Annotated in this window: 26 protein-coding genes; 11 read left to right on the top strand and 15 right to left on the bottom strand. The window is 62.3% G+C overall.

The genetic code is table 11. The annotated features are described in order from the left end of the window. Window positions 1-13: 13 nt before the first annotated feature. The 7 genes from HGK27_RS27960 to HGK27_RS27930 form a co-directional block, all read right to left on the bottom strand. A complete protein-coding gene (locus tag HGK27_RS27960; RefSeq protein ID WP_206244071.1) occupies window positions 14-568 on the bottom strand; it encodes an RNA 2'-phosphotransferase in 555 nt (184 codons plus the stop codon). Window positions 569-676: 108 nt separating this feature from the next. Next, entirely contained in the window at window positions 677-1,921 is a 1,245-nt protein-coding gene (locus HGK27_RS27955) for an MFS transporter (RefSeq protein WP_206244070.1), read from the bottom strand. Continuing rightward, a complete protein-coding gene (locus HGK27_RS27950; protein WP_206244069.1) occupies window positions 1,905-3,017 on the bottom strand; it encodes a flavin monoamine oxidase family protein in 1,113 nt (370 codons plus the stop codon). Before HGK27_RS27950 ends, HGK27_RS27955 begins: the two co-directional genes overlap by 17 nt. A 79-nt stretch (window positions 3,018-3,096) precedes the next feature. Next, the gene (locus HGK27_RS27945; protein ID WP_241127557.1) at window positions 3,097-3,567 is read right to left on the bottom strand and encodes a DUF2938 domain-containing protein; all 471 of its coding nucleotides are present in this window, start codon (window positions 3,565-3,567) and stop codon (window positions 3,097-3,099) included. A 14-nt stretch (window positions 3,568-3,581) separates the two neighbouring features. After that, a complete protein-coding gene (locus HGK27_RS27940) occupies window positions 3,582-4,274 on the bottom strand; it encodes a cupin domain-containing protein (RefSeq protein WP_206244067.1) in 693 nt (230 codons plus the stop codon). A gap of 3 nt (window positions 4,275-4,277) precedes the next feature. Next, window positions 4,278-5,021: an SDR family oxidoreductase gene (locus HGK27_RS27935; protein ID WP_206244066.1), complete on the bottom strand. Its 744-nt coding sequence runs from the start codon at window positions 5,019-5,021 to the stop codon at window positions 4,278-4,280. A gap of 28 nt (window positions 5,022-5,049) precedes the next feature. Further along, window positions 5,050-5,247, bottom strand: coding sequence for a hypothetical protein (locus HGK27_RS27930; protein ID WP_206244065.1), 198 nt, complete (start codon window positions 5,245-5,247; stop codon window positions 5,050-5,052). Window positions 5,248-5,375: 128 nt separating this feature from the next. Here HGK27_RS27930 and HGK27_RS27925 point away from each other — a divergent pair, with 128 nt between their 5' ends. Continuing rightward, window positions 5,376-6,290, top strand: coding sequence for a LysR substrate-binding domain-containing protein (locus tag HGK27_RS27925; RefSeq protein WP_206244064.1), 915 nt, complete (start codon window positions 5,376-5,378; stop codon window positions 6,288-6,290). 8 nt (window positions 6,291-6,298) lie between these two features. Here the strand turns inward: HGK27_RS27925 and HGK27_RS27920 are convergent, their stop codons facing one another. From HGK27_RS27920 to HGK27_RS27910, 3 genes are read right to left on the bottom strand one after another with little or no spacing between them, the layout of a single operon-like run. Continuing rightward, entirely contained in the window at window positions 6,299-6,817 is a 519-nt protein-coding gene (locus HGK27_RS27920; RefSeq protein ID WP_206244063.1) for a carboxymuconolactone decarboxylase family protein, read from the bottom strand. Between the two features lie 37 nt (window positions 6,818-6,854). Next, on the bottom strand, window positions 6,855-7,418 hold the full coding sequence (locus tag HGK27_RS27915) for a disulfide bond formation protein B (RefSeq protein ID WP_206244062.1): 564 nt from the start codon (window positions 7,416-7,418) through the stop codon (window positions 6,855-6,857). Continuing rightward, window positions 7,418-7,591 (bottom strand): hypothetical protein, encoded by a 174-nt coding sequence (locus tag HGK27_RS27910; protein WP_206244061.1) that lies wholly within the window; start codon window positions 7,589-7,591, stop codon window positions 7,418-7,420. The genes HGK27_RS27915 and HGK27_RS27910 overlap by 1 nt, the downstream gene beginning before the upstream one ends. Before the next feature lie 207 nt (window positions 7,592-7,798). Here HGK27_RS27910 and HGK27_RS27905 point away from each other — a divergent pair, with 207 nt between their 5' ends. After that, the gene (locus tag HGK27_RS27905; RefSeq protein ID WP_241127556.1) at window positions 7,799-8,545 is read left to right on the top strand and encodes an AraC family transcriptional regulator; all 747 of its coding nucleotides are present in this window, start codon (window positions 7,799-7,801) and stop codon (window positions 8,543-8,545) included. 40 nt (window positions 8,546-8,585) lie between these two features. On the opposite strand, the gene HGK27_RS27900 is transcribed toward HGK27_RS27905, so the two are convergent. Continuing rightward, window positions 8,586-9,083 (bottom strand): TetR/AcrR family transcriptional regulator, encoded by a 498-nt coding sequence (locus HGK27_RS27900; RefSeq protein ID WP_206244059.1) that lies wholly within the window; start codon window positions 9,081-9,083, stop codon window positions 8,586-8,588. Between the two features lie 112 nt (window positions 9,084-9,195). Between HGK27_RS27900 and HGK27_RS27895 the strand changes: the two genes are divergently transcribed. Both HGK27_RS27895 and HGK27_RS27890 read left to right on the top strand, forming a co-directional pair. Next, window positions 9,196-9,963, top strand: a complete 768-nt coding sequence (locus HGK27_RS27895; RefSeq protein ID WP_206244058.1) for an SDR family NAD(P)-dependent oxidoreductase — start codon at window positions 9,196-9,198, stop codon at window positions 9,961-9,963. Between the two features lie 11 nt (window positions 9,964-9,974). Continuing rightward, window positions 9,975-10,280, top strand: coding sequence for a carboxymuconolactone decarboxylase family protein (locus tag HGK27_RS27890; RefSeq protein WP_206244057.1), 306 nt, complete (start codon window positions 9,975-9,977; stop codon window positions 10,278-10,280). Window positions 10,281-10,332: 52 nt separating this feature from the next. Here HGK27_RS27890 and HGK27_RS27885 read toward each other — a convergent pair whose 3' ends face one another. Next, window positions 10,333-11,214, bottom strand: a complete 882-nt coding sequence (locus HGK27_RS27885; RefSeq protein WP_206244056.1) for a LysR family transcriptional regulator — start codon at window positions 11,212-11,214, stop codon at window positions 10,333-10,335. Window positions 11,215-11,331: 117 nt separating this feature from the next. On the opposite strand from HGK27_RS27885, the gene HGK27_RS27880 reads away from it, so the two are divergent. The 3 genes from HGK27_RS27880 (at window position 11,332) to HGK27_RS27870 (ending at window position 13,956) form a co-directional block, all read left to right on the top strand. Further along, window positions 11,332-12,291, top strand: coding sequence for an ornithine cyclodeaminase family protein (locus HGK27_RS27880; protein ID WP_206244055.1), 960 nt, complete (start codon window positions 11,332-11,334; stop codon window positions 12,289-12,291). Continuing rightward, window positions 12,269-13,435 carry an MFS transporter gene (locus HGK27_RS27875; RefSeq protein ID WP_322099059.1) on the top strand — a complete coding sequence of 389 codons (1,167 nt, stop codon included), beginning with the start codon at window positions 12,269-12,271 and terminating at the stop codon, window positions 13,433-13,435. The genes HGK27_RS27880 and HGK27_RS27875 overlap by 23 nt, the downstream gene beginning before the upstream one ends. A 344-nt stretch (window positions 13,436-13,779) precedes the next feature. Continuing rightward, the gene (locus HGK27_RS27870) at window positions 13,780-13,956 is read left to right on the top strand and encodes a hypothetical protein (RefSeq protein ID WP_206244054.1); all 177 of its coding nucleotides are present in this window, start codon (window positions 13,780-13,782) and stop codon (window positions 13,954-13,956) included. Between the two features lie 607 nt (window positions 13,957-14,563). Here the strand turns inward: HGK27_RS27870 and HGK27_RS27865 are convergent. Further along, the gene (locus HGK27_RS27865; RefSeq protein ID WP_206244053.1) at window positions 14,564-15,433 is read right to left on the bottom strand and encodes a hypothetical protein; all 870 of its coding nucleotides are present in this window, start codon (window positions 15,431-15,433) and stop codon (window positions 14,564-14,566) included. A gap of 65 nt (window positions 15,434-15,498) precedes the next feature. Between HGK27_RS27865 and HGK27_RS27860 the strand changes: the two genes are divergently transcribed. Beyond that, window positions 15,499-16,086, top strand: coding sequence for a hypothetical protein (locus HGK27_RS27860; RefSeq protein WP_206244052.1), 588 nt, complete (start codon window positions 15,499-15,501; stop codon window positions 16,084-16,086). 63 nt (window positions 16,087-16,149) lie between these two features. Then, window positions 16,150-17,028 carry a DUF4253 domain-containing protein gene (locus tag HGK27_RS27855; RefSeq protein WP_206244051.1) on the top strand — a complete coding sequence of 293 codons (879 nt, stop codon included), beginning with the start codon at window positions 16,150-16,152 and terminating at the stop codon, window positions 17,026-17,028. 150 nt (window positions 17,029-17,178) lie between these two features. On the opposite strand, the gene HGK27_RS27850 is transcribed toward HGK27_RS27855, so the two are convergent. Together HGK27_RS27850 and HGK27_RS27845 are read right to left on the bottom strand one after the other, a co-directional pair. Continuing rightward, complete coding sequence (locus HGK27_RS27850) at window positions 17,179-18,009, bottom strand: hypothetical protein (protein WP_206244050.1); 831 nt, start codon at window positions 18,007-18,009, stop codon at window positions 17,179-17,181. A 101-nt stretch (window positions 18,010-18,110) separates the two neighbouring features. Beyond that, on the bottom strand, window positions 18,111-19,016 hold the full coding sequence (locus tag HGK27_RS27845) for a tetratricopeptide repeat protein (RefSeq protein ID WP_206244049.1): 906 nt from the start codon (window positions 19,014-19,016) through the stop codon (window positions 18,111-18,113). 462 nt (window positions 19,017-19,478) lie between these two features. Here HGK27_RS27845 and HGK27_RS27840 point away from each other — a divergent pair, with 462 nt between their 5' ends. Both HGK27_RS27840 and HGK27_RS31220 read left to right on the top strand, forming a co-directional pair. Beyond that, entirely contained in the window at window positions 19,479-22,403 is a 2,925-nt protein-coding gene (locus HGK27_RS27840) for a VIT domain-containing protein (protein ID WP_206244048.1), read from the top strand. A gap of 288 nt (window positions 22,404-22,691) precedes the next feature. Then, window positions 22,692-22,874, top strand: coding sequence for a hypothetical protein (locus tag HGK27_RS31220; protein WP_241127555.1), 183 nt, complete (start codon window positions 22,692-22,694; stop codon window positions 22,872-22,874). Window positions 22,875-22,894: the final 20 nt, after the last annotated feature.

Below are 22,894 nucleotides of genomic sequence, written 5' to 3'. Positions count from 1 at the left end.
TGACGTCTCCTGGTCATGGGGTGGGTCGCCCCTCGATGGACAGATAGGCCGGGGGCACATGCGGAGTGAGCCACACATTGTTGCTGGTCAGCTGAAAACCATGTCCCGCCCGCACCATGTCCGCAGCCTGCACGCGCAGCACGATGGGTGGCCCGCGCCGGGCCCCAACCTTCACCGCCGTATCCAGATCGGGCGAAAGATGGACATGATGCCGCCCCATCGGCAACAGGCCGTCGCTCAGGATCGCAGGAAGAAAGCGTTCCACCGTGCCGTGGTACAACAGATCGGGCGGCGAAGCCTGCGGCCAGTCCAGCGCGACAGGCACCGAATGGCCCTGACGCGCCCGGATCCGTACCGTATCGGGAGAAAGCTCAAAGCGCTGCTTGTCGCTCTCCTCGACAAGTCGCAGCAAATCCTGCCAATCGCAGGGCAACGCGGCCTCAACCAGCGCGGACAACAGACTGTCTACATCTGTCCAGCCTTGCTGATCCAGCACAAGGCCAGCAGCATCGGGACGATGGCGTAGCCACAGCGATATCGTCTTGGAAAGGCGAGTATTATCAGTCACACCAAAGCATCTAGCGCCAGATTGGCGGCGCGTCCAATTGAACTGGCAGCTTTTAAGGGGGCGATCACTCAGTCAACTTTGGCGCACAACTCCACATCGCATTCATTGTCACAAATCCCGCTGACAAAGCTGCCCTTGCCAGCACGAATTAAGCCTTCCGATAGCGGCGGCGGAGCGCCACAGCAGCGGAACCAGCACCAGTGAAACCGCGGGCAGCACGACCCAGTTGATCGTGGCCCAGCCCGAGCTGTGCAGCAAGGCTCCGGAAAAGAAGGAGGCCGTCGCCACGGTGCCGAACACCAGAAAATCATTGGCACCCTGCACCTTGTTGCGCTCGCTCGGCGTGTGGCAATCGGCGACCATCGCCGTGGCGCCCAGAAAGCCGAAGTTCCAGCCCACACCCAGCAGCACCAGCGCGCCCCAGAAATGCGCGATGTCCAGCCCCGACAGAGCTACCACCGCCGAGGCGCCGATCAGCAGTAGGCCCGTGGCCGCCACCTTCTCCTTGCCGAACCTTGCCATCAGCCGCCCGGTCAGGAAACTGGGGCCATACATTGCCAGAATATGCCACTGGATGCCCAGAGCGGCGCGGTCCACCGAATGGCCATGCCCGACCATGGCGATGGGCGAGGCTGTCATCACAAAGGTCATCAACCCGTAGGAAACCACCCCCGTGGCGATCGCCAGCATATAACGCGGGGTCAGCAGGATATCGCGCAGCGCGCGGTTTGCGGCGGGCTGCGCGGTGCCATGGCTGCGCTCGGCGGGCGGGCGCAGCATCAGCAGCACCGGAAAGGCCATCATCGCCAGCACGCCCTGACTCAGGAAGCTGCCCGCGAAGGCATGGCCGGGCAGCGCGTCGCGCGTCCAGATAACCAGTTGCGGACCGATGATCGCGGCAACCAGACCGCCCACCATCACCCGGGCGATGGCCTTCTGGCTTGCCGCGCCGGTGGGGTTGTCGGCGGCGGCGAAGCGGTAGCTCTGCACATAGGAGGAGTAGAAACCGGCAAGACACGTGCCAGCGCAGAAAATCGCGAAACTGTGGCGGACGATCCCCAGCGTGGCGATCAGCCCGGCCAGAAGCGCGATCACCGCGCCCAGCAGATAACCCTGCCGCCGTCCATAGCGCCGCATGATGAAGGCGGCGGGCACCGTGCCCACCGCCAACCCCAGATTGAGCAGGCTGACCGGCAGCGTCTCCAGCTTGGGATCGGGCGAGAGATGCTGCCCCACCAGCCCGCCAAGCGAGATGACGATGGGCGAATTGGCCCCACCCAGTGCCTGAGCGATGGTCAGCAGACGGATGTTGCGATGCGGGGCGCGCGAGACCTGGTCAGACTTCGCGGTCATCGATCCCCAACCCGATCAGCGTCTGTTCGACGGCGCGGCGCGCGGCATCGACGGCACCGGCCAGATAGCCCGGCTCGCTGGCGCTGGTTTCGCTGCCAGCCAGCGTCAGCCGCGCTGCCCATGGGCCCCTCACCCAAGGCGCATCGCTTGGCAGGATATGCCCGGCAGCGCCGAGATCAACAGGCGTGGCCGTCAGCGGGTCGGCAGCCCAATCCTTGAACAGCGTGGCCTTGGGAGCAGCGGCTTCGGGTCCGAAGATACGCGCGAGCTGGTCGATGCAGGCGCGGGTCAGCGTGGCCTCGCCTAGCGCGGCCCGCTGCGGTGCCGGCACACCGAGAAAACCGAACAGGGCCGCCGCGCCCGATGCGGTGGTGGCATCATGCATCTCGACCATGGGGCCGACCATGCTCTGTGCCGTGCCAGACAGGTCATCCTCGCGCCAGAAGGGACGGTCATACAGCGCAAAGAATTTCGCATGAGGGGCCATCCACGTGGCGGTTTCGCGCCAGCGCCGGGCCACATCCTCCTCCTGCTGCGGGGTGAAATCCACTGTGGCGTCGAGCAGGCGGGGCGGCAAGGCCACGACCACCCGTTCAGCCAGAACCGTGTCTTCGCCATGGGCGCTGTGCAGGTTCAGGACCACGCCGTTTTCTTTCAGCACCATGGCTTTCGCGCGCGTTCCAAGCAAAACGGCGGCCTCGGGCAAATCCTTTGCCAGCGCACGCACCAGTGCCGCCGAGCCACCTGCCAGGCGCATCGATTGCGGGCTCTGGGCGGCGCTGCGGTAGCGGTGGCGGCTCTCGCGCGACATGCGCTCGAAAATCACATCACCCTCGCTGTTCTGGGCGAAGGCAGACAGCCCCAGCTCGGCGACCAGCTCGGCTATGGCGGGCTGGATTTCGGGCCAGTACCAGGACGGGCCCAGATCGAAGCCATCCTCGGTGGGCGATCCCGCCGCATCGGCGGTGAAGATGCGACCGCCGATACGCTCCCGGGCCTCGATCAGCAGGATGTCGACGCCTGCGCGATGCAGGGCTCGGGCAACATAGAGACCGGCCAGACCCGCGCCGATGATGGCAACCTTGGTGTTTTTCATGGTGTCAGATCCTGAAACGATGGCACGCACGTATCCAGGCGCGCGGAATGGAAGATCAACCGGGCGGCGTGGCAAGGGGTCAGATCCGCGCCAGCATCAGCCCGGTGGCAAACATGCCGAGCCCGAACACCGAATGACCTATCACGCTCTTGAGCCGGGTGACGTTGGGGCGCGGCGTTTTCGCCCCGGCCAGCCCCCATCCCATACCCGGCATCATGATGAAGTAAGGCGCCACCAGCAGCACCCATGACACGATCAGGGGCGGTATCACCGTGGGGTGTCGGAACCAGCCCTTGCCCCAAATACCAAGCAAAGGCAGACCATAGGCCCCGCCGATCGCATAATGGGCAATCCAGCCAATCGCTCCTTCCCCGGCCGCGGGCGGCAGAGCGGCAACGCTGATGTGTGCAAAGCGGCCCTGTCGCATCGTAGCGATCCAGCGCCCCACCAGAGCCCAGTTGACGCCGGGCACCCCCAGCAGCCGCTTGAGCGCAAGCGCCCACAGATCGAGCACCGCAGTGCCGCCCAAACCTGTCAACACAGCGAGCATCAGATCGCAGCGCATCACGCATCAGCGTCGCTGTCGAAGGCACAGACGCGCGGCGAGAGCAGAGGCGCCTGCTTGAACCAGACCTGCGCGCCCCCGGGCCCGACCTTTGCCTGCAAGGGCTGATGGGCCGGAAGGCGCAGCCAACTCCAAGCCGTCAGCGCCTCACCCTGCCAGGTGAAGCCGCCAGCGAGAACCAGCAGTTCGAGCCCTTCGTGATTGGGAAGCAGTATGTCCGCGCCCGGCTGCCATGCCTCGATCCGCACAGTCTCGCCCGCGCCATCGAACAGCAGGCGGGAGGACAAGGCGCCGGCGCGCGGATCGGCAATGAGGCCCTCGCCGGGCAAACGCACGATCCTTTCGCGGTCATCCTCTGCGAATTGCCAGAGCTTGACCAAAATGACGCAACCCTCCGCGCTGGCGGGGGCGTGAGCGGTCCCCTTCGGATTGCGCACATAGCTGCCCGCCGGAAAGTCGCCGGTCTCGTCCTGAAAGGTGCCGCTCAGCACCAGAAATTCCTCGCCACCAGGGTGACCGTGGCGGGCAAAGGCGCTGCCCGGCGCATAGCGCACGATCGAGGTGGCGCGCGCTTTTTCCTCGCCGATGCGGAACAGCATGCGGCGCTCCACCCCGGCGGCCGGACTGGGCACCCAGTCCAGCGCGGCGGCATGGACCAGCGCGGGGATCGACAGATCATCGTTGATGCGCATGACCTAAAGCTCCGCCCTTCCGCCATCGACGACGATCTCGGCGCCCAGCATATAGCTGGAGGCATCGCTGGCCAGAAACAGCACCGCCGCCGCGATTTCCTCTGGCCGCCCCATGCGGCCCAACGGAACCTGCCCGCCCACCCTTTCGGCATAGGCACGGAAATCGGCTTCGCTCTGATCCTTGCCGCGATGGATCGGCGTCTCGATCGAGCCGGGGCTGACGGCATTGACGCGGATGCCGCGCTCCAGCAGTTCCGCCGACATGGTGCGTGCAAAAGAGCGCACCGCCGCCTTGGAAGCCGAGAGAATGGCCCGCCCCGGCGTGCCCACCTGATTGAGCCACGATGTGTTGAGAACAATCGAACCGCCTTCACGCATCAACGGCAAGACCGCTTGCACCGTGAAGAACACGCCCTTGACGTTCACATCCATCATGCGACTGTAAGTGGCCTCATCGGTCGTGGTGATGGGAGTGCCATGCGCGATCCCGGCATTGGCGAACAGAATGTCGAGCGTGCCGAAACCCGCCTCCAGCTTCTGACGCATACGCGCCAGATCATCCAGCGAGGCAACATCGCCATGGATGGCCAGAACATCCTCGCCCAGCGCCAGCCTTGCCGCCTCAAGCTTCTCCGGTGAGCGGCCCATGATGGCAACGCGCGCACCATGATCGCGCAGCGTGCGGGCAGCGGCCAGACCGATGCCGCTGGAGCCTCCGGTGACAAGAGCAGTCTTTCCGTCGAGCATGGTGCAATCCTTTTGGCGAAAATAGCGATCAGATAACGGGCATAAAGGTGCAGGCCGGTCCGTGCCCCAAGGGCTGCGGCGCCTTTACGGCGATCTGCTCGGCAAGCTCTGTAGCGGCCAAGGCAACAAAGGTGGCGCAGGAGCACCCCATGGTCCGCGCAGCCTCTTCAATAAGCTGAATGGCCTGTCCCGATAGTGGCAGGGCTCCGGGGTAGAAGTCGGTCATCGGCGCTCCTTCAGCTCTTTGCGGGAGGCTGATCGTCTGTTTGGGGCCGAGTGGCGAGGCAAAGAAGAAGCATCGCCGGAAAAGAAAATCTTTGCTGCCCGGCCTCCGCATGATCTAGTCTTGCCCCCATGCGATTCCTCACACGCCTGAAATCCCTGCAAGCCCTTGAGGCCGCTGCTCGACACGGAAGCTTTGTCGGCGCCGCGACCGAACTCGGGGTGACGCCGCCTGCCGTGGGGCAGTTGGTTCGCTCGCTAGAGGATTGGGTGGGCTATCCGCTGTTCCGCCGCTCGCGCTCCGGCGCAGAGCGTCTGGTCCCGGTGGAGGAGGCGCGTGAAGCGCTGGACGACATCGCCACCGGGCTCGACAGGCTTGAGGCAGGCCTTGCCCGCTTGCGCGGGCGCAAGGCGCGCTCCATCGTGGTGGTCACGGCGTCTCAGGCGCTGGTGGCCAATTGGCTGCTGCCGCGTCTGGCCGATTTCTCCACGCGCCATCCGGCCATCGATGTGCGGCTCGACGTCTCCGACCGGGTGGTCGATCTGGCACAGGATGAGGCGGATCTGGGCATCCGCTGCGGCCTTGGCAGCTGGAAAGGGGTGAAGGCGGCGCGGCTGATGGGGGAGGAGATCATCGCTGTCTGCCATCGCGCATTGCTGCCCGAGAATGAGGCGATCACCGGCGGCTGGATCGCGCAGCAGACGCTGATCCATGACGGCACGCCGCATCCGGGCGGCGATTTCCCATCCTGGAGCGAATGGCTGGCCCGCAGCGGCGCCAATCAGCCGCCCGGCGATCGCGGCCTCACCATCAATTCCACGGCGGCGGTGATACAGGCCGCCCTTGCCGGGCAAGGCGTTGCGCTGGTGCGCAAGGCGCTGGTGGCGCAGGAGCTTGAGGGCGGTCGGCTGGTTCATCTGCTGCCCGATTGCCGCTGGCCGGTGGCCTGGGCCTATTATGCGGTGGCCACGCCCAAGGCGCTGCGCCGCGCGGAGGTCAGCGCCTTTCACGACTGGCTGACGCAAGTGGCACCGGTGCAAGGCTGACCCCTTGCTCAGACGGCCAGGGCGACCAGAAAGCGCGAAACCATGTTGTAGGCCGCCACCGTGGCGACCGCCTCGACCGTCTTTTCCTCGCCGAAGCGGGCCTTGAGCCGTTCGATCACATCGGCATCGACCTGCACCTGCCGGGTGGATTGATCGGTCAGGGTCAGCAACAGATGTTCGGTATCATCGAAGATGGGGGCGATGCCCTCCTCGCGCAGGGCCTCGCATTTGGCTGGCGTGCCCCCGGCCTGCAGATAGACCGGCTTGTGAACGCGCCACTGGAACTCCGCGCCGTTCAGCACCGCCACGCGGCACATCATCAGCTCCAGATATTCAAGATCGAGCGAAAACTGATGGCGCACCCGCCCGAGCAGATCGTTCCAGCCGATCGCCAGCGGGGCGCTTCGCAGAAGCAGGCGGTCGATGCCGATCAGTTCGCCATTTGGCCGGCGCGCCTGAATGCTTTCGACGACGCCTTCAAGCGCGGGGTCGCCATCCTGCCATGGGGTTACTCTGGGGTTGGTCATGGGCATGCCTTTCGAGATGTTGGGAGGGCGGCGGCCATCACGGCTTCATGATGTCGCCGTCATAGAGCATGGCGTAATGCTGCTGGCCGCCGCCCTTGAAGGGATGGAAGCCGTTTTCCAGAAAGGCCGACACCAGATTGGCCGCAACCAGCCCCACGAAGAGCAGGGAAACCGCCGTTCTCACTGGCTTGGCGAGGCCCGCACGCGCTGGCTGCTGCCTGGCAGAGGCGATAAAGGCGAGGCTCAGCAGCGCGTAAAAGATCGCTCCGGTCAGCACGATATAGGCCCAGTCATACATATGGAGCCCGAGGAACGGCTCCCCGACCGGCGGCGTCCCGGCGGGCGCATGGACAAACATCTGCCCCAGACCGATCAGGCTGCCAACGAGGGCGCCAAAAGCGCTCATCACATGGTTCCAGGGGCTGGTGCCATGGCGGATGTTGAGCAGCAGCCCGCCGCCAAACAGCATGAAGCCTTCGCGTTCCAGATTGCAGAAGGCGCATGGCAGTTCGTTGAAAGCCAGTTGATAGAAGAAGGCCACGGCGAGACAGAGGCAGACCCCGGCGAGCGCCAGGGCATCAAAGCTTTGCGAGCGCGTCATCACCATGCTCCATAGGTTGCGAGCGCGGCCAGATGATGCGAGCCGTGGTAAAGCCCCCAGATCGCCACCAGAACAGTCGAAAGGGCCCAGAGCATGCGCGCCTTGCCCACATCCCGAAAGGACTGAAGGGCGGCGAGGCAGATGAAAAGGACCGGAATAAATCCGAAAAACATGACGCGGTTCCGCCTGACATGGCCCGGCGGCATGAACCGCCCGGCAGCATCGTTTGAGATGAGGGCGACCCTAGCGATTGCCGGCCCCACACGCTTTCGATAGAATGACCATCTCTATCGATGAGATGCCAAAGCAACATCATGCCGCGATCACAGTCATCCGTGCAGCTTCTGCCAGCCTTCGCGCTTCAGCATTTGCCGAGGCCGGTGTTTCTGCGCTCAGTCGAACTCGCAGCCGGGCAGGCCTTCGAGTTTCACGAGCATGGCTGGAATCAGCTGGTCTACGGCCTGTCGGGATCGCTGATCGTCTATCTCATGGACCGGCGCTACGTCATCACGCCGCAACAGGCCATCTGGGTGCCCACGGGAACCGTCCATGCATCGGGCTCTTTCGGCGGGGCATCGTTCCGCAGCCTGTGGATCGCCGACGCTCCCGATCTGGCCATGCCCGGGCACTGTGCTGTGCTGGAGGTCTCGCCGTTCCTGCGCGCGCTGATTGCCGAACTCGATCGGACGAATGGCTTGGGGCCCGATCGGAGCTACATCGACCATCTCGACGCGCTGATCCTCACCCAGTTGCGCATGGCCACAAAGAGCGATTTTTCGCTGCCATGGCCCGGCAGCCCGCCGCTTCGCCGCCTGTGCGAAGCCCTCTACAACGATCCTGCCGATGCGAGGACAGCCGGGCAATGGGGCCATGAACTGGCCATCGCGCCGCGCACACTGGCGCGGAAATTCGAAGCCGAGGTCGGCATGACACTGCGCAATTGGCGGCGCAAGCTACGCCTGTTCCGCGCACTGGAATGGCTGGGACAGGGGCACAGCATCACCCGGGTCGCAATGGATCTGGGTTATGCCTCCCCTTCGGCCTTCACCTATATGTTCCGCACGGAGACAGGCGTAAGCCCGCTGGAATGGCAAAAGAGCCATCTGGCAGGTCGCCCCGCTTCCTGACCCCGCAAGCGGCTTTTCCAACCAGCCCCCCAGATCGACCTTACGCGGTCGCCCGGTCGAACAGCGAAATGTCCCGCATCGAGCGAGCCATGATCAGCGCTCCCTCCAGCTTCGCCAGCGTGGCTTCCGGCGCTTCATGGCCTTGCCCTTCAGGCACAGCGACTCGCAGAAAATCGAGCATGGACCGCAGGAATTTGACGACCGCCTCGTCAACGCCCGGCGGCAGGACATCGCGTTCAGCCGCGAAGAGCCCGCAAAGGCACATCTGGTCATCCTCCACCAATGCGTTCCTGAAGAGGGCAAGCACACGCTTCCCGGCCTCAAGCGGTGTCAGGTCGCGCGGATCGCCGAGCCATTGCAGCGTCCGCTCAGTGTAGCGGTCGGTCAGTGCCTCCGCGAGATCGGCTTTTGCTGCAAAATGGTAATGGATGGCCGCGCTTGAAACTCCGACATCCTGGGCAATCTCACGAAAGCTGAAGGCATTGTAACCGCCTCGGCGAGCCCGCACCTCGGCTGCGTCGAGAATGCGATCGCGCATGGTTTTGTCTGACACATCTAGCTCCTTACTTACCGGTAGATAAGTCTTGACCGCCTCCAGCACCAGCCCTTAAAACTTACCTATCGATAAGTATGCGAATCGGAGCGAGACAATGAGTGACAAAGTGAGCATCGTGGTCGGCGGATCGACCGGAATGGGCCGGGCCACCGCAGGATTGCTGGTGGCGGAAGGGCGGAATGTGCTGCTCGTCGGGCGTGACGCGGACAGGCTGGAAACAGCCCGCAGTGAGCTGAACGCTCAGGGCCCCGGTCATGCCGAGATCATCGCCGCGGATCTTTACGATGAGGCAGCCGTGGACCGCCTTATCGCGTCGATCGACGAGGATGGGCGCCACATCGATCAGTTGGTGAACGCCGCCGGCTACTTCTTCCCCAAGCCCTTCATGGAGCATGACCGCGCCGATTACGATCGCTACCACGATCTCAACCGCGCGACCTACTTCGTGACCCAGGCCGTCGCGCGCAACATGGCCCGCCATAGCGGCGGCTCCATCGTCAACATCGGCTCGATGTGGGCCAAACAGGCCATCAAGGCCACCCCGTCCTCGGCCTATTCGATGGCGAAAGCCGGCCTGCATGCCATGACCCAGCATCTGGCGATGGAACTGGCCGACCACAACATCCGCGTTAACGCGGTGTCCCCGGCGGTGGTGATCACGCCGATCTATGGCGCCTTCATCGCGCCGGATCAGATCGAATCCGCCCTGACCAGCGGTTTCGACGCTTTTCATCCCATTGGCCGGGTGGGCCGCGCGGAGGATGTCGCGCAGCATATCGCCTTCCTGCTCTCCGACAAGGCGAGTTGGACGACGGGCGCGGTGCATGATGTCGATGGCGGCGTCATGGCTGGCCGTAATTAAGGAGAGGCTGAATGTACGAGAGCAAGAACCTTCTCAAGCTGCCCAAGCTGGGCAGCGGCGCCCCTGAAGCTTGGGAGGCCTTCAAGGCCTTCGATGCGGCGGCCCTGGCGGATGGCGCCATCCCCCGGAAATATAAGGAGCTGATGGCCGTGGCCGTCGCCCTGACGACCCAGTGTTCCTATTGCATCGACGTGCATGCCAAGGCGGCGCGCAGCGCCGGTGCCACCGATGAAGAACTGTCCGAGGTTACTTTCGTCGCGGCGGCGCTGAGGGCCGGGGGCGCGATCACCCACGCCACCCATTTTGTGAAGGACTGAAAGCAAGCGGGGCGTCCGGTCAGGCCGGGCGCTCCATTCACGCGTCCCATAGTCACATGCAGCTTTTCAACGCGGCAATGACCGATGTGATCTGAGGGCTGTGGCCGCTGGCTCGAACCGACCACAGCGCGATCGTCTGCCCCAGCGCCACCGCCTTGCCAAAGGGCGCTTCGAGCGCCCCGCTGGCCAGATAAGGCCCCACCAGCGACCGGCGCCCCATCAGCACCCCCTGCCCCAGCAAGGCCTCTTGCACGGCAATGGCGTAGAGCGAAAAAGCCGGGCCAAAAACAGGCAGGGGCATGCCCTGCTGCGCCGCCGCAGCCCACCAGACTGACCAGTCCTCCCACACGACATCCGCGATGCAGGTCACCCGCGCAAGGTCTGCCGGGTCACGCAGCTTGCGCGCCAGCGCCGGGGTGCAGACTGGCAAAAGCTCTTCCTCCTGCAGGCGGATATGGTCGGAGGCTGGCACCTTTTCGTAGAAGAGGCACAGATCGAAGGGGCCGCGCTTGAGGTCGGGCGCCTCTTCCAGTGTGGTCACCGAGATATGGATGTCAGGCAGCATGCCGCGCAGGCGCAGCAGCCGGGGCGCCAGCCACAATTGCGCCAGCGCCGGAGAGGTGGCGATATGCACCTTGAGAGGCGCCGCTGCCTGCCGCAATCGCGTCACAGCCTCCGCCAGCAGATCGAAGGCCTCGATGAAATGCGGCGTCACGGACTCGCCCAGCGGGGTGAGTTTGACGCCGCGCGCGTGGCGCTCGAACAGCGATCCTCCGCACTCGGCTTCCAGCAGCTTGATCTGGGCGGCCACCGCGCCGGGGGTCACCAGCAATTCCTCGGCAGCCGGAGCGAAACCGCCAAGGCGCGCCGCCGCCTCAAAGGCCTTGAGCGCGTTAAGCGAAGGAAAGCGATTGTAGGGTGTGTCTTTGCGCATGATCAGGCTGGCCCATAAGGCGTAGATTTTCTGGCCCTAAAAATTCTGAAATCTGGTTTGTGTCAAGGGACTCCTCATGGAATGCCCGGCGCGGACACAAGAGGCCGGGAGAATGACATGAACGGGATTGGGCAAGGGGCTGCCAGCGCCCCCGCGCTGCTGACGGCTGAAGCCGCAGCGCCGCATATCAGCTGGACCGGCGCAATCGAAGCGCTGCGCCGGGGCCATCGCCTGCCGCGCCCGCAGCTTGGGGATCTGCTGCTGGGGCCTCCCAACGGGCTTTTGCTGACCCGCTCGGCCTATGTCGAAGGCCTTGGCTATGCGGTGAAGGCCGAAACCTCCTTTCCCGCCAATGCCGCGCGGGGGCTGCCCTCGATTCAGGGCGCGGTGATGCTCTACGATGGCGAGACCGGGGCGGTGCGCGCGATCATCGAGGGCAAGCTGATCACAGGCTACAAGACCGCCGCCGATTCCGTGCTGGCGGCCAGCCTGCTGGCCCGGCCCGACAGCCGCAGCCTGCTGATCCTGGGAGCGGGCACAGTGGCCGCCACGCTGGCCAAAGCCTATCGCGCGGCTTTCCCCGGGATCGAGCGGATCGCCATCTGGGCCCGCCGCCCGCAGCAGGCCCACGATCTGATCGCGAGGCTAAGCGATGTCGATGCCGAGCTTGTCGTCTCAACGGATCTGGCGACCGCCGCCGGTCAGGCCGATATCATCTCCAGCGCGACGATGGCCCGCGAACCGCTGCTGCGCGGCGACTGGATCAGGCCGGGCACGCATGTCGATCTGATCGGCGGCTTCACGCCCGAGATGCGCGAGGCCGATGACGCGCTGATCGCCAAGGCACGCGTCTTTGTCGATTACCGCGAAACCACCATCGATTGCGTGGGCGATCTGACCCAGCCCATCGCCGCTGGCATCCTGTCGCGTGAGGACATCCTCGGCGATCTCTACGATCTGGTGGTCGCCCCCACCCCGCTGCGCCGCAGCCCGGAGGAGATCACGCTGTTCAAGAATGGTGGGGGCGCCCATCTCGACCTGATGGTGGCCGACTATGTTGCGAATGCCCAGCGCTGACACGCCCGCCACAAGGCTCGCGACCCGTCTGGCCTTCTTCATCGCCGGTTTCGGCATCGCCTGCTGGGCACCGCTCGTCCCCTTCGTCAAAGCACGGCTGGGGATCGGTGATGGCACGCTGGGCCTGCTGCTGCTGTGCCTGGGCACCGGTTCGGTGCTGGCCATGCTGATGGCCGGAGCGCTTGGCGCCCGCTTCGGCACCCGTCCGGTCATTCTGGTCGGCAGCATGGGGCTGGCGGTTCTGCTGCCCTGTCTGGCGCTGGCGCCCTCCGCACCCTTGCTGGCTGTGACTCTGCTGCTGTTCGGGGCTTCGCTGGGCGCGCTCGATGTGGGGATGAATGTGCATTCCATCGAGGTCGAGCGTGACGCGCCGGTGCCTCTGCTTTCGGGCTTTCACGCGCTGTACAGCGTCGGGGGCTTTGCCGGGGCGGCGATGATGACCAGCCTGTTGTCGTTGGGCACGGAGGCGGTGCTCTGCGCCACCATCGGCGCCCTGGCGATTGTCGTGGGCACATTGCTGATGGCAGGCCGCCTGCTGACCACAAGGGCGCCCCATGGCGAGCCCCATTTCGTCAAGCCGCGCGGGATCGTGCTGGGCCTGTGTGCACTGGCCGCCGCGACCTTTCTGGCCGAGGGGGCCCTGCTCGACTGGGGCGCGCTGATCGTCACCGATATGGGCCTGCTCGATGCCAGACATGCGGGCATGGGCTATATGCTGTTCGCCATCGCCATGACCGTCGGCCGCTTCACGGGTGACGCCCTGACTGCCCGCATCGGCGACCGCGCGGCGGTGCTGTGGGGCGGCGTGATTGCCATGGCCGGTTTCGCCCTGCTGCTGACGGCTCCCTTTGCGGCGGCGGCGCTGGGCGGCTTCGTGCTGATCGGGCTGGGCGCGGCCAACATCGTGCCGGTCTATTTCCGTGTCGCGGGAGCGCAGACGGACATGCCCGGCAATCTGGCCGTCGCCGCAATGACGACGGCGGGCTATGCGGGCATCCTGCTTGGTCCGGCCATCATCGGCTTCATCGCCCAGCATGCCGGGCTGAAAACCGCTTTCTGGATGCTGACGATCCTGCTGCTGATCGTTCCCCTGACCTCCGGCATCGCGGCAAGGAAGCCTTCGCAAGCAAACACGGAGAGGTGACAATAGCTAATCCCACGGCAGCTTTGGCTCATCCGCATATTGTTAGCTGCCGTTCCGGATGCTACGAGTTCCGGAACGGCAGATTTCCCTGCCCAAAGTCAGATAGCCGCCCCAGCGACAAAAATGGCCTGTTGGCGGCCGTCAGGGAAACAGGGCGGCTTACCTCTGGTAGGAACGTCAGGGGGAAGCAGACATTCTCTGTATGTAGGCAGACACGCTAAAAGCCACCAAGCGCATGTGTTCTTCGTAGAGGCGATACCGACATCAAAAAAGAAACTGCACGGATCATTGTTGATATAATCCAGGATGTCACGGATCGCCTGAACGACAGCATATTCTTGGTCATGGATGCCGCCGATGAGGATGAGGTGCACCGCTACAAGCGTGCAGTTGGTCAAGTGATGGGCGGGATTTTTCTCGACATCAAATCTCCGATTTTTGAGCAGTATCCCGACCTGACACCAGCCGAACTGCGCAGCCCATCAATGCCAGAGGGTTTTTATGCTTCCCGTGAGGAATGACTGCTAAGTTGTCGGGGGCGGTCAGACAGCTTTTATAGCAAAAATGCTGAAAGCTACCACCGCAAGACTATCGACCCCACCCGCTAACAAAGCGGACGTTCGCGGTCTCTTCTCTCCTCTCTGAAAGCGGCCTTTCGTTCACAAGACAGTTTGCACCGCTGGGCACCCGCTTTCAGGATTGGGTGTCGCATGTTGGAATGGCAGGAAAGTTAACGGAAGCAGACGTTCGTTTGCCCCCCCCATTAGCGATGACCGCTCAATTTCCTCTGCGCAAAATTCTTCGCCTCGATGGCCAGCACTACCGTCGCAACATAACCAATCAACTGATGGCTCGGCAAAAGCCAATGCGTTATCAGCCTTGCTGATACAGCGCCGCCGATAAGGGCCAGCCATGGATAAAACTTTGACATTGTGGAAGCATAAACGCGATCTTGAACGTCCACAATGTTGTCGCACCCGGAAACGCCGGTTTCCGAGCATAAATGCCGTAAGCCGCCGCGCTCCTTCCTCTCCAGCGAACTCCCGTTCTCAGGATAAAATCCCGCCGACGGAGGCGGTCACCGGTTCAAAAGATCAGGCATCCGGCCAACTGTGGCAAAGCGCGCTTTTACGACAGTCGGCGTAAAAGCGCGGCGCCGAATAAGGAGAAGGAAAGCGCCAGCACACCCAGACCAAGCCCCCCGAGATCGAATACCAGAAGCCCCTCCTGACGGGCATTCTGGGGATCTCCGGGAAGGTAGTAGATGCTTTCTGTGGCCCCCACGGTATAGGTGCCTGCGCCATTGAACGAGGTCAGTCGATAGTCGTGGCCATGGACCCGGTAGGCCAGAATACCATGGCCGCGCGGATCAACGGCGAGATCAGGAGCCTGAAACACTGCCGCCACCTTGGCGCCATCGTGACGGAACCGCCAATCGTCCGGCAGGCCGGACCAGGCCGCGAACAAGGCTCCGGCTCCCCAGACCGCGAAGAACAACCTGAAATAGGTCAGATTGAATCGCTTTTTCGGGTTTTGTCGGGCTTGCAGGCGTCGGTCGGCATGCACCGCAATGCTTTGACCAAGGTGACGCACGAAACCGGCTTCGTCATGCAGGATCAACTCGATGGGCGCGGGGCCTCCTGTGGCAAATTCAAGCCGCAGGACTTTTTGGAACAGTCGCGTCAAGGGCCGAACCGAGACGATCGTCACAAGGGGCACTCGCACATCGGGTCCATAGATTTCGGGCAGGAACGTCAGGTTGAAAGGGAACTTCGCCGTCACCACCAGGTCCTGGCCCTGAACATAGACCATGAGGCAATTACGGGCTCCGCCAATCCGGGTGAGCCAGTTTCTCATCGAACGCCCGGAGCACCAGTTCTCATGGAAGACCGCATCGCCCGGGACACGCGGGATGATTGGCTTGCCTCTGCTTCGGCGATACCAGGCCGATGCAGCGATCCAGCCTGTGATCCACAGCAATGGCAGAAGGAAGGTCATCGCCCACCTGCACTCCACAATCCGATCATGGGCCTTGATGGCTGCGTCGCGCCGGGTAATGTGGCATGATGCTGGGGAATGATCATTCAGAACGCCTCCGCCAAAGCTTCGCAGACCAATTCGAGGCTGATGGCAAGGATATTTTCTATCGCAGGAGCATGAAGGGGGCGCCTGTTCGTGTGACCGAAGCCGAGCGTGAAGCCTTTGTTTCCGCTTACAATCGCCGCTTGCGCTATGCGATGTGGCCCATTCCCTTCGTCACCGTCCTGTTGATCGGCATGCTCGTCTGGTTCGCACCTGATACGCACGGAACGACCGGGCAATGGATCATGTGGCCCGGGATTTGCCTGGCCATTGCCCCGTCCCTGGTCATCATGCGCTGGGCGTGGACGGCGCCTGTCCGGGAACTCAAGCTGCGAACGCCATCGGGTCCGGCGAGGGGTCGTGACGAGGTCCGCCGGATTGCGTTTTCCAGAATGTCCTACCAACAATTTGGGGTAGCTGCCGTTGGCATCGTCTTGCTGGTTCTAAAAGTTTCGGCCCATCAGGATGTGCTGCATGGCTGGGGCAGACTTTGGCTGGTTGCAGCGGGAGGTCTGATCGCACTCACCTGTCTGCAGGCTGTGCGCAAATGGAAACATGAACGTACCTGACCTTGCTTCCTATCTTGTGATAACCAACCACTTCGACATGCCCTCCCAAGCCAGGCCATCATCATGTCCATCACCTTGAAACGGCGAACCTTCATCACAGGCCTTGCTGCGACCGCTTGTCAAACCTCGTCAGCTTTATACGGAGCAGTTCCTTCGATGCCGGATTTCAGCGCACTTCCGCCTGAGAAGCGGGCCGATGCGGAACGCATGTTCGCCAGAATGATGGCGGCCATGCCCTATGAACGGACCACCGTGAAGGGCAGTTCAGCCTTTGCCGAATGGGAACGCCTCAAAGGACTGGGCAAGGGCTGGCCGGTGCTTGTCGGCGATGACGACGCGCTCGAACGCATTGCCGAGCAATTCACCATGGGCGATCCCACGATCTTTCCGTCGCCCGCACTTCAGCTTCCGCCGCCCCGTGCCCCCTCTGCGATTCTGGAAGCAGCGAACCATCTCACCTTCCCCAGAGATTTGAACAAATGGGGTGGAGCCTATAGGCCAGAGGACCTGCATGCGCCGCTCGGCACCTGGCCGGAAACCATCACCGCAGTTCCCGATGCCTGGGGGACGAGCGTTGCCATGGATATTATAAAAGGTATTCCGCTCGACACGGTCCATGTGCTTTTCATTCCCACCGAGCACAGCTGGGAAGTGCCGGCCTATCTGCGGTGGGGGGACTGGAATGCCTGCCCGCCGCCGGAATATCATGTGGCAGCCCTGCGCCATTGGCACGATGCGTTTGGCGCGGAGCTTGTCGGTATCGGCGGCGATCGCATGGATCTGCGCGTCAAAGCTCCTCCGGTGCGACACGCCGAGGCTTTGACCGTGGCGAAGGAAATCTATCGTTATTGCCCTGATAGTGTGGACCAGGGCACGCAAACACTGGCGGCGCTGGCCGCGACGATGGTATCGGGGCCATGGTGGAATTTGTGGTGGGATTGACCATACTGCAGCCATCGCTGACAAAGCCGCCGCTAACCGGGCTAAATTAGCTCCTTGAAATCGGCCATTGGTTCAGTTGAATGGTTTGTTTTTGCCGAACGGTCGCCCCTTCAACTGGAAGTACGGGAACGTTAGGTGTCGCAACGTCAATTATAGCAGCCCATCCTCCACCTCCTGATCCAGCATCCGCCGTACCCATATCAGACGGCCTCCGTGAACCAACATGAACAGGCCGAGCAGGCCGACACAGGACATTACGGCGGCCATAACAGCAGCCCCTACATTAAGCTGCAATAGAGCAGCGACCTTGCCTATAGGAACGCCGATAAGTGCGCTGACGATTGCCCAGATTGGATAGAACCCCATCACGGTAAACACGAGGCCGCCAGCGATGGTGATGGCTTTGGGATTGAGATCGATCGTCACTCCCTGCCGGATCAGGCGGCTGCAGACGGCGACGAACCGGCCTGAACCTGAATCCGATTTCCCAGCAATTATGAGTTCGTCACCTTCCGAAAATGGCGCCGGCAAAGGAGACCGCGAGTATGGCTCCAGGGGCTGACAAACCATCCTTGCAGGTTGCCCGTCGAGAAGGAAATAGGCGACCGAGCACCAACCGGTAGGCCTATTGCATTCGGCTCGGGTCATCACCTCGGTTGCACTGCCACGTCTGATTTCAATGCCACCACGCTGATGCCCGGCACGTGACTTCCAGATTCCTGAAGCGCCATTGTGGCTGTACGGACTTGGCCTGCCTCGTTGCGAGTACAACGGACGTTGGGCAGCCACGTTCACCACCTTGAAGATACCCAGTACCACCGTGGCTGCTCCCGCAAGAAGAGCTATGAGAGCAATGCCGAGAGCAATTCCGTCCTTCCATGCGGAACTCAGTGGAAGCGCAGGATGACCGCCCGCAGTGAGATGGTCCAGCAGCGCGAGAGCGACCACCATTATCAGCACGACCCTGGCAAGCCAGTTCATATCCACTCCTTCCAGTTTTACAAAAATATGGGCGATGGTCGCTGCCGCAGATGTGGTGCACAAAAGTCCCGAATGGACCTATGACTGGAATAAGCCGGGGCCTATTGTGGTACGGTCGAATTGAACCATGTCTCTTCAAGTCGGCTATGGGCGGCCGTCAAGCTGGCCTTCGAACCCACAGAATCGCCCGATTGCCCCTTCGCCAGTCCGACGACATACATGGCCATTTGCTGATGTGGATCCAGTTTCAATGCTGCTTTCGCATCTGCCATCGCTCCCTCGGCCTGGCCCAATTCAAATCGGACACGAGCGCGGACCGCCACGAATTTAGGATCATTCGGCTTCATCGCCACTGCCCGATCGCAATCCGTCAGGGCGAGTGAGGCGTCAATGTTCGCGGTGCCGCGAAAAAGACAGCGCATCGCCAAACCCTCCGGTAAATTGGGAGCGATCAACAGCACGGTGTTGATTTGCTCAATGGCCTTTTCAGGCTCACGAGCCAAAGAATAGGCGACGGCCTTCATCTGGAGAGCATGGAGGTTGCTACCTTCTTTCGCCAGAATCTGGTCGTAATCCGCAATTGCGTCTGCGGTCCTGCGCTCCGACAGATAGAACTCACCGCGTGCAAACCGATAACGCTTGCTTTCCGGATCGAGATCGAGCGCTTGATCAAGATCAGCAAGGGCGTGCTCCTGGTCATGCAAAGCACGATAGGCGTAGGACCGGTGATAATAAGCCAAAGCATTCCGGGAATCGATTGCTACAGCCTGACCAAGGTCCCCAACGGCAGCGGCAGCATCGTGGATATGAAGCTCATTCTCTCCCTTCGCAACATAGAGCAAAGAGAGTTTGGTTCCAGAATAGCCGCGCAACGCAACCGCAGCAGAACAGGCAGCAATTGCGGATCTGGCATCCCGTCCGAAACAGGCCTGCGCCAGTTCCGCTTGCGATTGGTGGCAGGCCGCCAATGGAGCGAGCATCATCGCACCAAAAACAAAATTACGCATACGATGACTGCCGCCCAAAAAATCGTTCGGAGGCTAGCTATCTCTCGCGAGGGATAAAAATATCATAAAGATCAAATTCCAAGCTCGCCCCCCACAGAGCCTGGCTAGTTTATTCTTCAATCTGGTCCAAACCGGCCCACAAAGGGCAGTCCTGTTTCGTATCCGGTACCGAGGCAAGAAAGCACCATTCAGAAGCTTCCGTGCATACATTGCACTGTGGGTTGCCGCCGCGCCGGGGGAAACGCCTATCGCCGCAGGTTAATCAAGCCATGTCACTTCAATAACAAATTACAAACCATCAAAATAAAGCACAAGATTAACAATTCTAATCGAAATTCAGAGATAGCAGAGATTCAAAATTTGTGCTGAATGACGCGCGCCCATAAAACTGAGGGACAGGATATGAAGATCTTCGGCTGGATTCTTTTTTCCACCTCAGCGATCCTCCCGTCAGCACCAGCCATGGCCGCCCCTGCCCATAATCCCGAACTTGCAGCCCTGAGCAATGGCATTCGTGATGCAGCCCATGCCGCGCCGCTTCGCCTGCGCAAACTCGATATCGATGTTCAGGTCCATGGCGCGGTCGCCCAGGTCATGGTCGACGCCGCTTTCATCAACCCCGGGGCGACCACACTTGAGGGCGATTTTCGTTTTGCCCTGCCCGATGGCGCGGTGGTCACAGGCTATGCGCTCGATGTGAACGGCGCGATGATCGATGGCGTTCTGGTCGATCGCCCACGCGCCAAAGCGCTCTATGAGGCGCGGGTCAGACGCGGTGCCGATCCGGGGCTGGCGGAAATCAAGGCGGGCAACATCTTCGAAACGCACGTCTTTCCGATCTTTCCGCAGCGCGGACGCCGCATCCGGCTGCGCTTTACCATGCCAATCCCGCTGGCCGGGCTGAACCTGCCGCTCAACGTCGAGCAGCCGAGCGAAGGATGGTCCACCACCATTCGGGTCGAGGATGCCTCTGCAGCCCCACGCGCCACGCTGCCTGACGGCCGTCCTGCCCGTTTCGAGCGTGAGGGCCCGGCCTTCGTCGTCCGCAGCGGCAGCCAGGCACAGCCGATCGAAGGCGCACTCATCCTGGCTCGCCCCGCATTGCCAGACCTGATCCTCAACCGCCATGCCAATGGCGAGGATGACGTGCAGCTTGGCGGCGTCTTGCCGCGCATCGCCGGGAGCACGGCCAGGCCGGAACGTTTGAGCATCTATTGGGATCGCTCACGCGCGCGTCTCGCAAGCCGACTGCCGGATGATCTCGCGCTGGTCCGCCTCATGATCGAGCGGACGCATCCCTCATCGATCGAGCTTATCGCGGTGAACAGCAGCGGCGCGCAGCGCAAGCATGCCACCAATGCGGAAGAGGCGGTGACCTGGCTCCAGTCCCTGACCTATCGCGGAGCATCGAGCTTCGCCGCAGTGGCACAGGACAGCGCAACGGATCGTTGCCTGCTCTTCGCTAACGGGCACCCAACGCTCGATCTGGCCGTCCCCTTTGCGCCGCGCTGCCGTCTGGATGCCATCACCTCCGCGCCCGCGCCCGATCTGGCATGGCTACGCCATATCGCCCAGGCGCATGGCGGCACCGCCCATCGCATCGTTGCAGGGCAGATCGACCCTTTGGCCATGCGGCTCGCAGCGCCCTTTGCCGGGGTGATCGCACTGCATGACCGTGACGGCAAGGCGCTGCCCTTCGTGCCGCTGGAGACCACCGCAGGGCAATGGTTGATCCTGGCCAAGGCTCCGGAAGCCGGTCCGCTAAACGTACAAACCGCCACAAATGGCGTGATCCGGGAAGAACAGCGCAGCATTCCCCATGACGGAACCGCCTTTGACGGAACCGGCGCCTTGCTGGCATCGGATCGGCTGGTCGATCTTACGGCACCTTCCCAGCGGCAGGATTATGTTGCGCTTAGCCGGCGTTACGGCATTGCCAGCCCCAGCCTGTCCTTCCTCGTTCTGGAAACAGCACAGGATTATTTCGCTGCGAAGATCGATCCACCCGCGGGATTTCCCGCCGAATGGCGCGATGACTTCCAGCGCCAGCGCAAGATCATCTGGGCCGATCAGGAGCAGGAAAAGGGGCGCTGGATCGATAGCATCGCCGTCAGATGGCAGGAAAAGGTGCAGTGGTGGAAAACCCGCTTTAACCCCCAAGCCAAGCCTGCGAAGGTCTTTACCTCGGACCGCTTCGACAACACGGCACCGCCCCCGCCCGTCAACGTTTCTGCCTCACCGCCGCCCATCCAGACCGTGGTCACGCCTCCGCCGGCAGCCCCTGTTGCCGCGCCGCCGGCACCCCCTGCCCCGCGCTCACCGTCCAGGCCGGAGGACGACAACAACATCGTCGTCACAGGAACCGCCATCACGCCTGCGCGAGGCCGCGCGGCCAGCGCCAACGCCGCGGCAGAAAGCCCCGAGGCAGCTCCGCGCGCGCAGATCGTCATCGATGCCTGGCAGGCGGATCGCCCCTATCTCGAACTTTACGACGGCAAACCCGCCGATTTCACCGAGCGCTTCCTGGAAGCGGAGGCCCGCCACGGTACCCTTCCGATCTTCTACCTCGATACCGCCGAATGGCTTCGCAAGCACGGGCGGCAGGGAGAAGCCGTCGAGATGGTACTCTCCGCGCTGGAGCTTCCCAGCGCCAATGAGGAGACATTGGGCATCGTCGCGGCCCGGCTGGAGCGTTATGGCGCCCTCGACCGCGCTGTCGAATTGCGCGAAAGAGCCGCTGCCCTTGATCCGGAGCGTCCGCAGCCGCGCCGCCTGCTGGCCCTGACTCTGGCGCGCCGGGCCAAGCTGTCACCGGCACACGCGCGCGAGGATTTGCAGCGCGCAATTGCCCTGCTTTACGACATCGCGACTTCACCACAGGCTGCTGAATGGGAAGGGATCGAGCTTATCGCGCTGGATGAAGCCAATGCCCTCCTGCCCCGGCTCAAGGCGCTGGGCGGCAGCGCGGCCATCGACCCGCGGCTGGTCTTTCTAATGGACACTGACCTGCGTGTCGTCATCGACTGGACCAATGATGCCTCGGACATGGATCTATGGGTCGATGAACCCAGCCATGAGAGGGCGATCTACGACAACCCCCGCACAGCCATCGGCGGCAATCTGTCTCACGACATGACCCGCGGCTATGGGCCCGAGGAGTATATGCTGCACCGTGCCCCGGCCGGCACCTATGCCGTCCACGCCAACGTCTTCGCGCTCGACCGGCTTGATCCCAATGGCGCAACGATTTTGACGGCTCATTTGATCCGCGATTTCGGGCGGCCAAACGAACAAGATGAAAGCGTCGATGTTGAGCTCAAGCGCGACGAAAACGGGGCCAAAGCAATCGGCCAGATCAAGGTCGAAGAAAAACTGAAAAGCCGTTGACGTCCAAGTTCAACAAATTCCGAAAACCACAGGTCTTGGGTAGATGTGGAACTGCTAACGCTGACATTCCTGCCATTAGCGGGCCAAAATCCAAGCCTCAAAACCTGCCGACGGTTCACCTCACTGACGCAGGCGATGAACGTCTGGTCATGGGACTTGTACGAACCTGCTGGCGCGAAATTGGCACTTGATTTGAGGTTCGGCTGACGATCTGAGATCTGCTCTATAGTTGAGCCTACCGCAGCATGAGCGGACCATCGTGGCTCTTTTCAACCAAGGAGTCGTACAATGATCACCAATGCCCCTGATACCCCTGTCAGCCCATTGCGTCAGCGAATGATTGAAGACATGAACCTGCGGTTCGCCCGCAAGACCCAGTGCGACTACGTGAACCACGTCGCGCTTTGCCACCTATCCTGCACGTCCCTCGGATACCGTGACAGTGAAAGATTTGCGTCTCTTCCAGATTAAACAGCTCGATGCTGGTTCGG

This window comes from Novosphingobium terrae, assembly GCF_017163935.1.
Lineage (GTDB): Bacteria > Pseudomonadota > Alphaproteobacteria > Sphingomonadales > Sphingomonadaceae > Novosphingobium > Novosphingobium terrae.
The sequence above is the reverse complement of the archived record's forward strand: the minus strand, read 5'-3'. Positions and strand labels throughout refer to the sequence as shown.

Coding starts and splice junctions, on each gene's coding strand:
- HGK27_RS27955 (WP_206244070.1), bottom strand. CDS start 1,921: ATGACCGCGAAGTCTGACCAGGTCTCGCGCGCCCCGCATCGCAACATC.
- HGK27_RS27950 (WP_206244069.1), bottom strand. CDS start 3,017: ATGAAAAACACCAAGGTTGCCATCATCGGCGCGGGTCTGGCCGGTCTC.
- HGK27_RS27945 (WP_241127557.1), bottom strand. CDS start 3,567: ATGCTCGCTGTGTTGACAGGTTTGGGCGGCACTGCGGTGCTCGATCTG.
- HGK27_RS27940 (WP_206244067.1), bottom strand. CDS start 4,274: ATGCGCATCAACGATGATCTGTCGATCCCCGCGCTGGTCCATGCCGCC.
- HGK27_RS27935 (WP_206244066.1), bottom strand. CDS start 5,021: ATGCTCGACGGAAAGACTGCTCTTGTCACCGGAGGCTCCAGCGGCATC.
- HGK27_RS27930 (WP_206244065.1), bottom strand. CDS start 5,247: ATGACCGACTTCTACCCCGGAGCCCTGCCACTATCGGGACAGGCCATT.
- HGK27_RS27925 (WP_206244064.1), top strand. CDS start 5,376: ATGCGATTCCTCACACGCCTGAAATCCCTGCAAGCCCTTGAGGCCGCT.
- HGK27_RS27920 (WP_206244063.1), bottom strand. CDS start 6,817: ATGACCAACCCCAGAGTAACCCCATGGCAGGATGGCGACCCCGCGCTT.
- HGK27_RS27915 (WP_206244062.1), bottom strand. CDS start 7,418: ATGACGCGCTCGCAAAGCTTTGATGCCCTGGCGCTCGCCGGGGTCTGC.
- HGK27_RS27910 (WP_206244061.1), bottom strand. CDS start 7,591: ATGTTTTTCGGATTTATTCCGGTCCTTTTCATCTGCCTCGCCGCCCTT.
- HGK27_RS27900 (WP_206244059.1), bottom strand. CDS start 9,083: ATGCGCGATCGCATTCTCGACGCAGCCGAGGTGCGGGCTCGCCGAGGC.
- HGK27_RS27895 (WP_206244058.1), top strand. CDS start 9,196: ATGAGTGACAAAGTGAGCATCGTGGTCGGCGGATCGACCGGAATGGGC.
- HGK27_RS27890 (WP_206244057.1), top strand. CDS start 9,975: ATGTACGAGAGCAAGAACCTTCTCAAGCTGCCCAAGCTGGGCAGCGGC.
- HGK27_RS27885 (WP_206244056.1), bottom strand. CDS start 11,214: ATGCGCAAAGACACACCCTACAATCGCTTTCCTTCGCTTAACGCGCTC.
- HGK27_RS27880 (WP_206244055.1), top strand. CDS start 11,332: ATGAACGGGATTGGGCAAGGGGCTGCCAGCGCCCCCGCGCTGCTGACG.
- HGK27_RS27875 (WP_322099059.1), top strand. CDS start 12,269: ATGTTGCGAATGCCCAGCGCTGACACGCCCGCCACAAGGCTCGCGACC.
- HGK27_RS27870 (WP_206244054.1), top strand. CDS start 13,780: ATGGATGCCGCCGATGAGGATGAGGTGCACCGCTACAAGCGTGCAGTT.
- HGK27_RS27865 (WP_206244053.1), bottom strand. CDS start 15,433: ATGACCTTCCTTCTGCCATTGCTGTGGATCACAGGCTGGATCGCTGCA.
- HGK27_RS27860 (WP_206244052.1), top strand. CDS start 15,499: ATGATGCTGGGGAATGATCATTCAGAACGCCTCCGCCAAAGCTTCGCA.
- HGK27_RS27855 (WP_206244051.1), top strand. CDS start 16,150: ATGTCCATCACCTTGAAACGGCGAACCTTCATCACAGGCCTTGCTGCG.
- HGK27_RS27850 (WP_206244050.1), bottom strand. CDS start 18,009: ATGAACTGGCTTGCCAGGGTCGTGCTGATAATGGTGGTCGCTCTCGCG.
- HGK27_RS27845 (WP_206244049.1), bottom strand. CDS start 19,016: ATGCGTAATTTTGTTTTTGGTGCGATGATGCTCGCTCCATTGGCGGCC.
- HGK27_RS27840 (WP_206244048.1), top strand. CDS start 19,479: ATGGCCGCCCCTGCCCATAATCCCGAACTTGCAGCCCTGAGCAATGGC.
- HGK27_RS31220 (WP_241127555.1), top strand. CDS start 22,692: ATGATCACCAATGCCCCTGATACCCCTGTCAGCCCATTGCGTCAGCGA.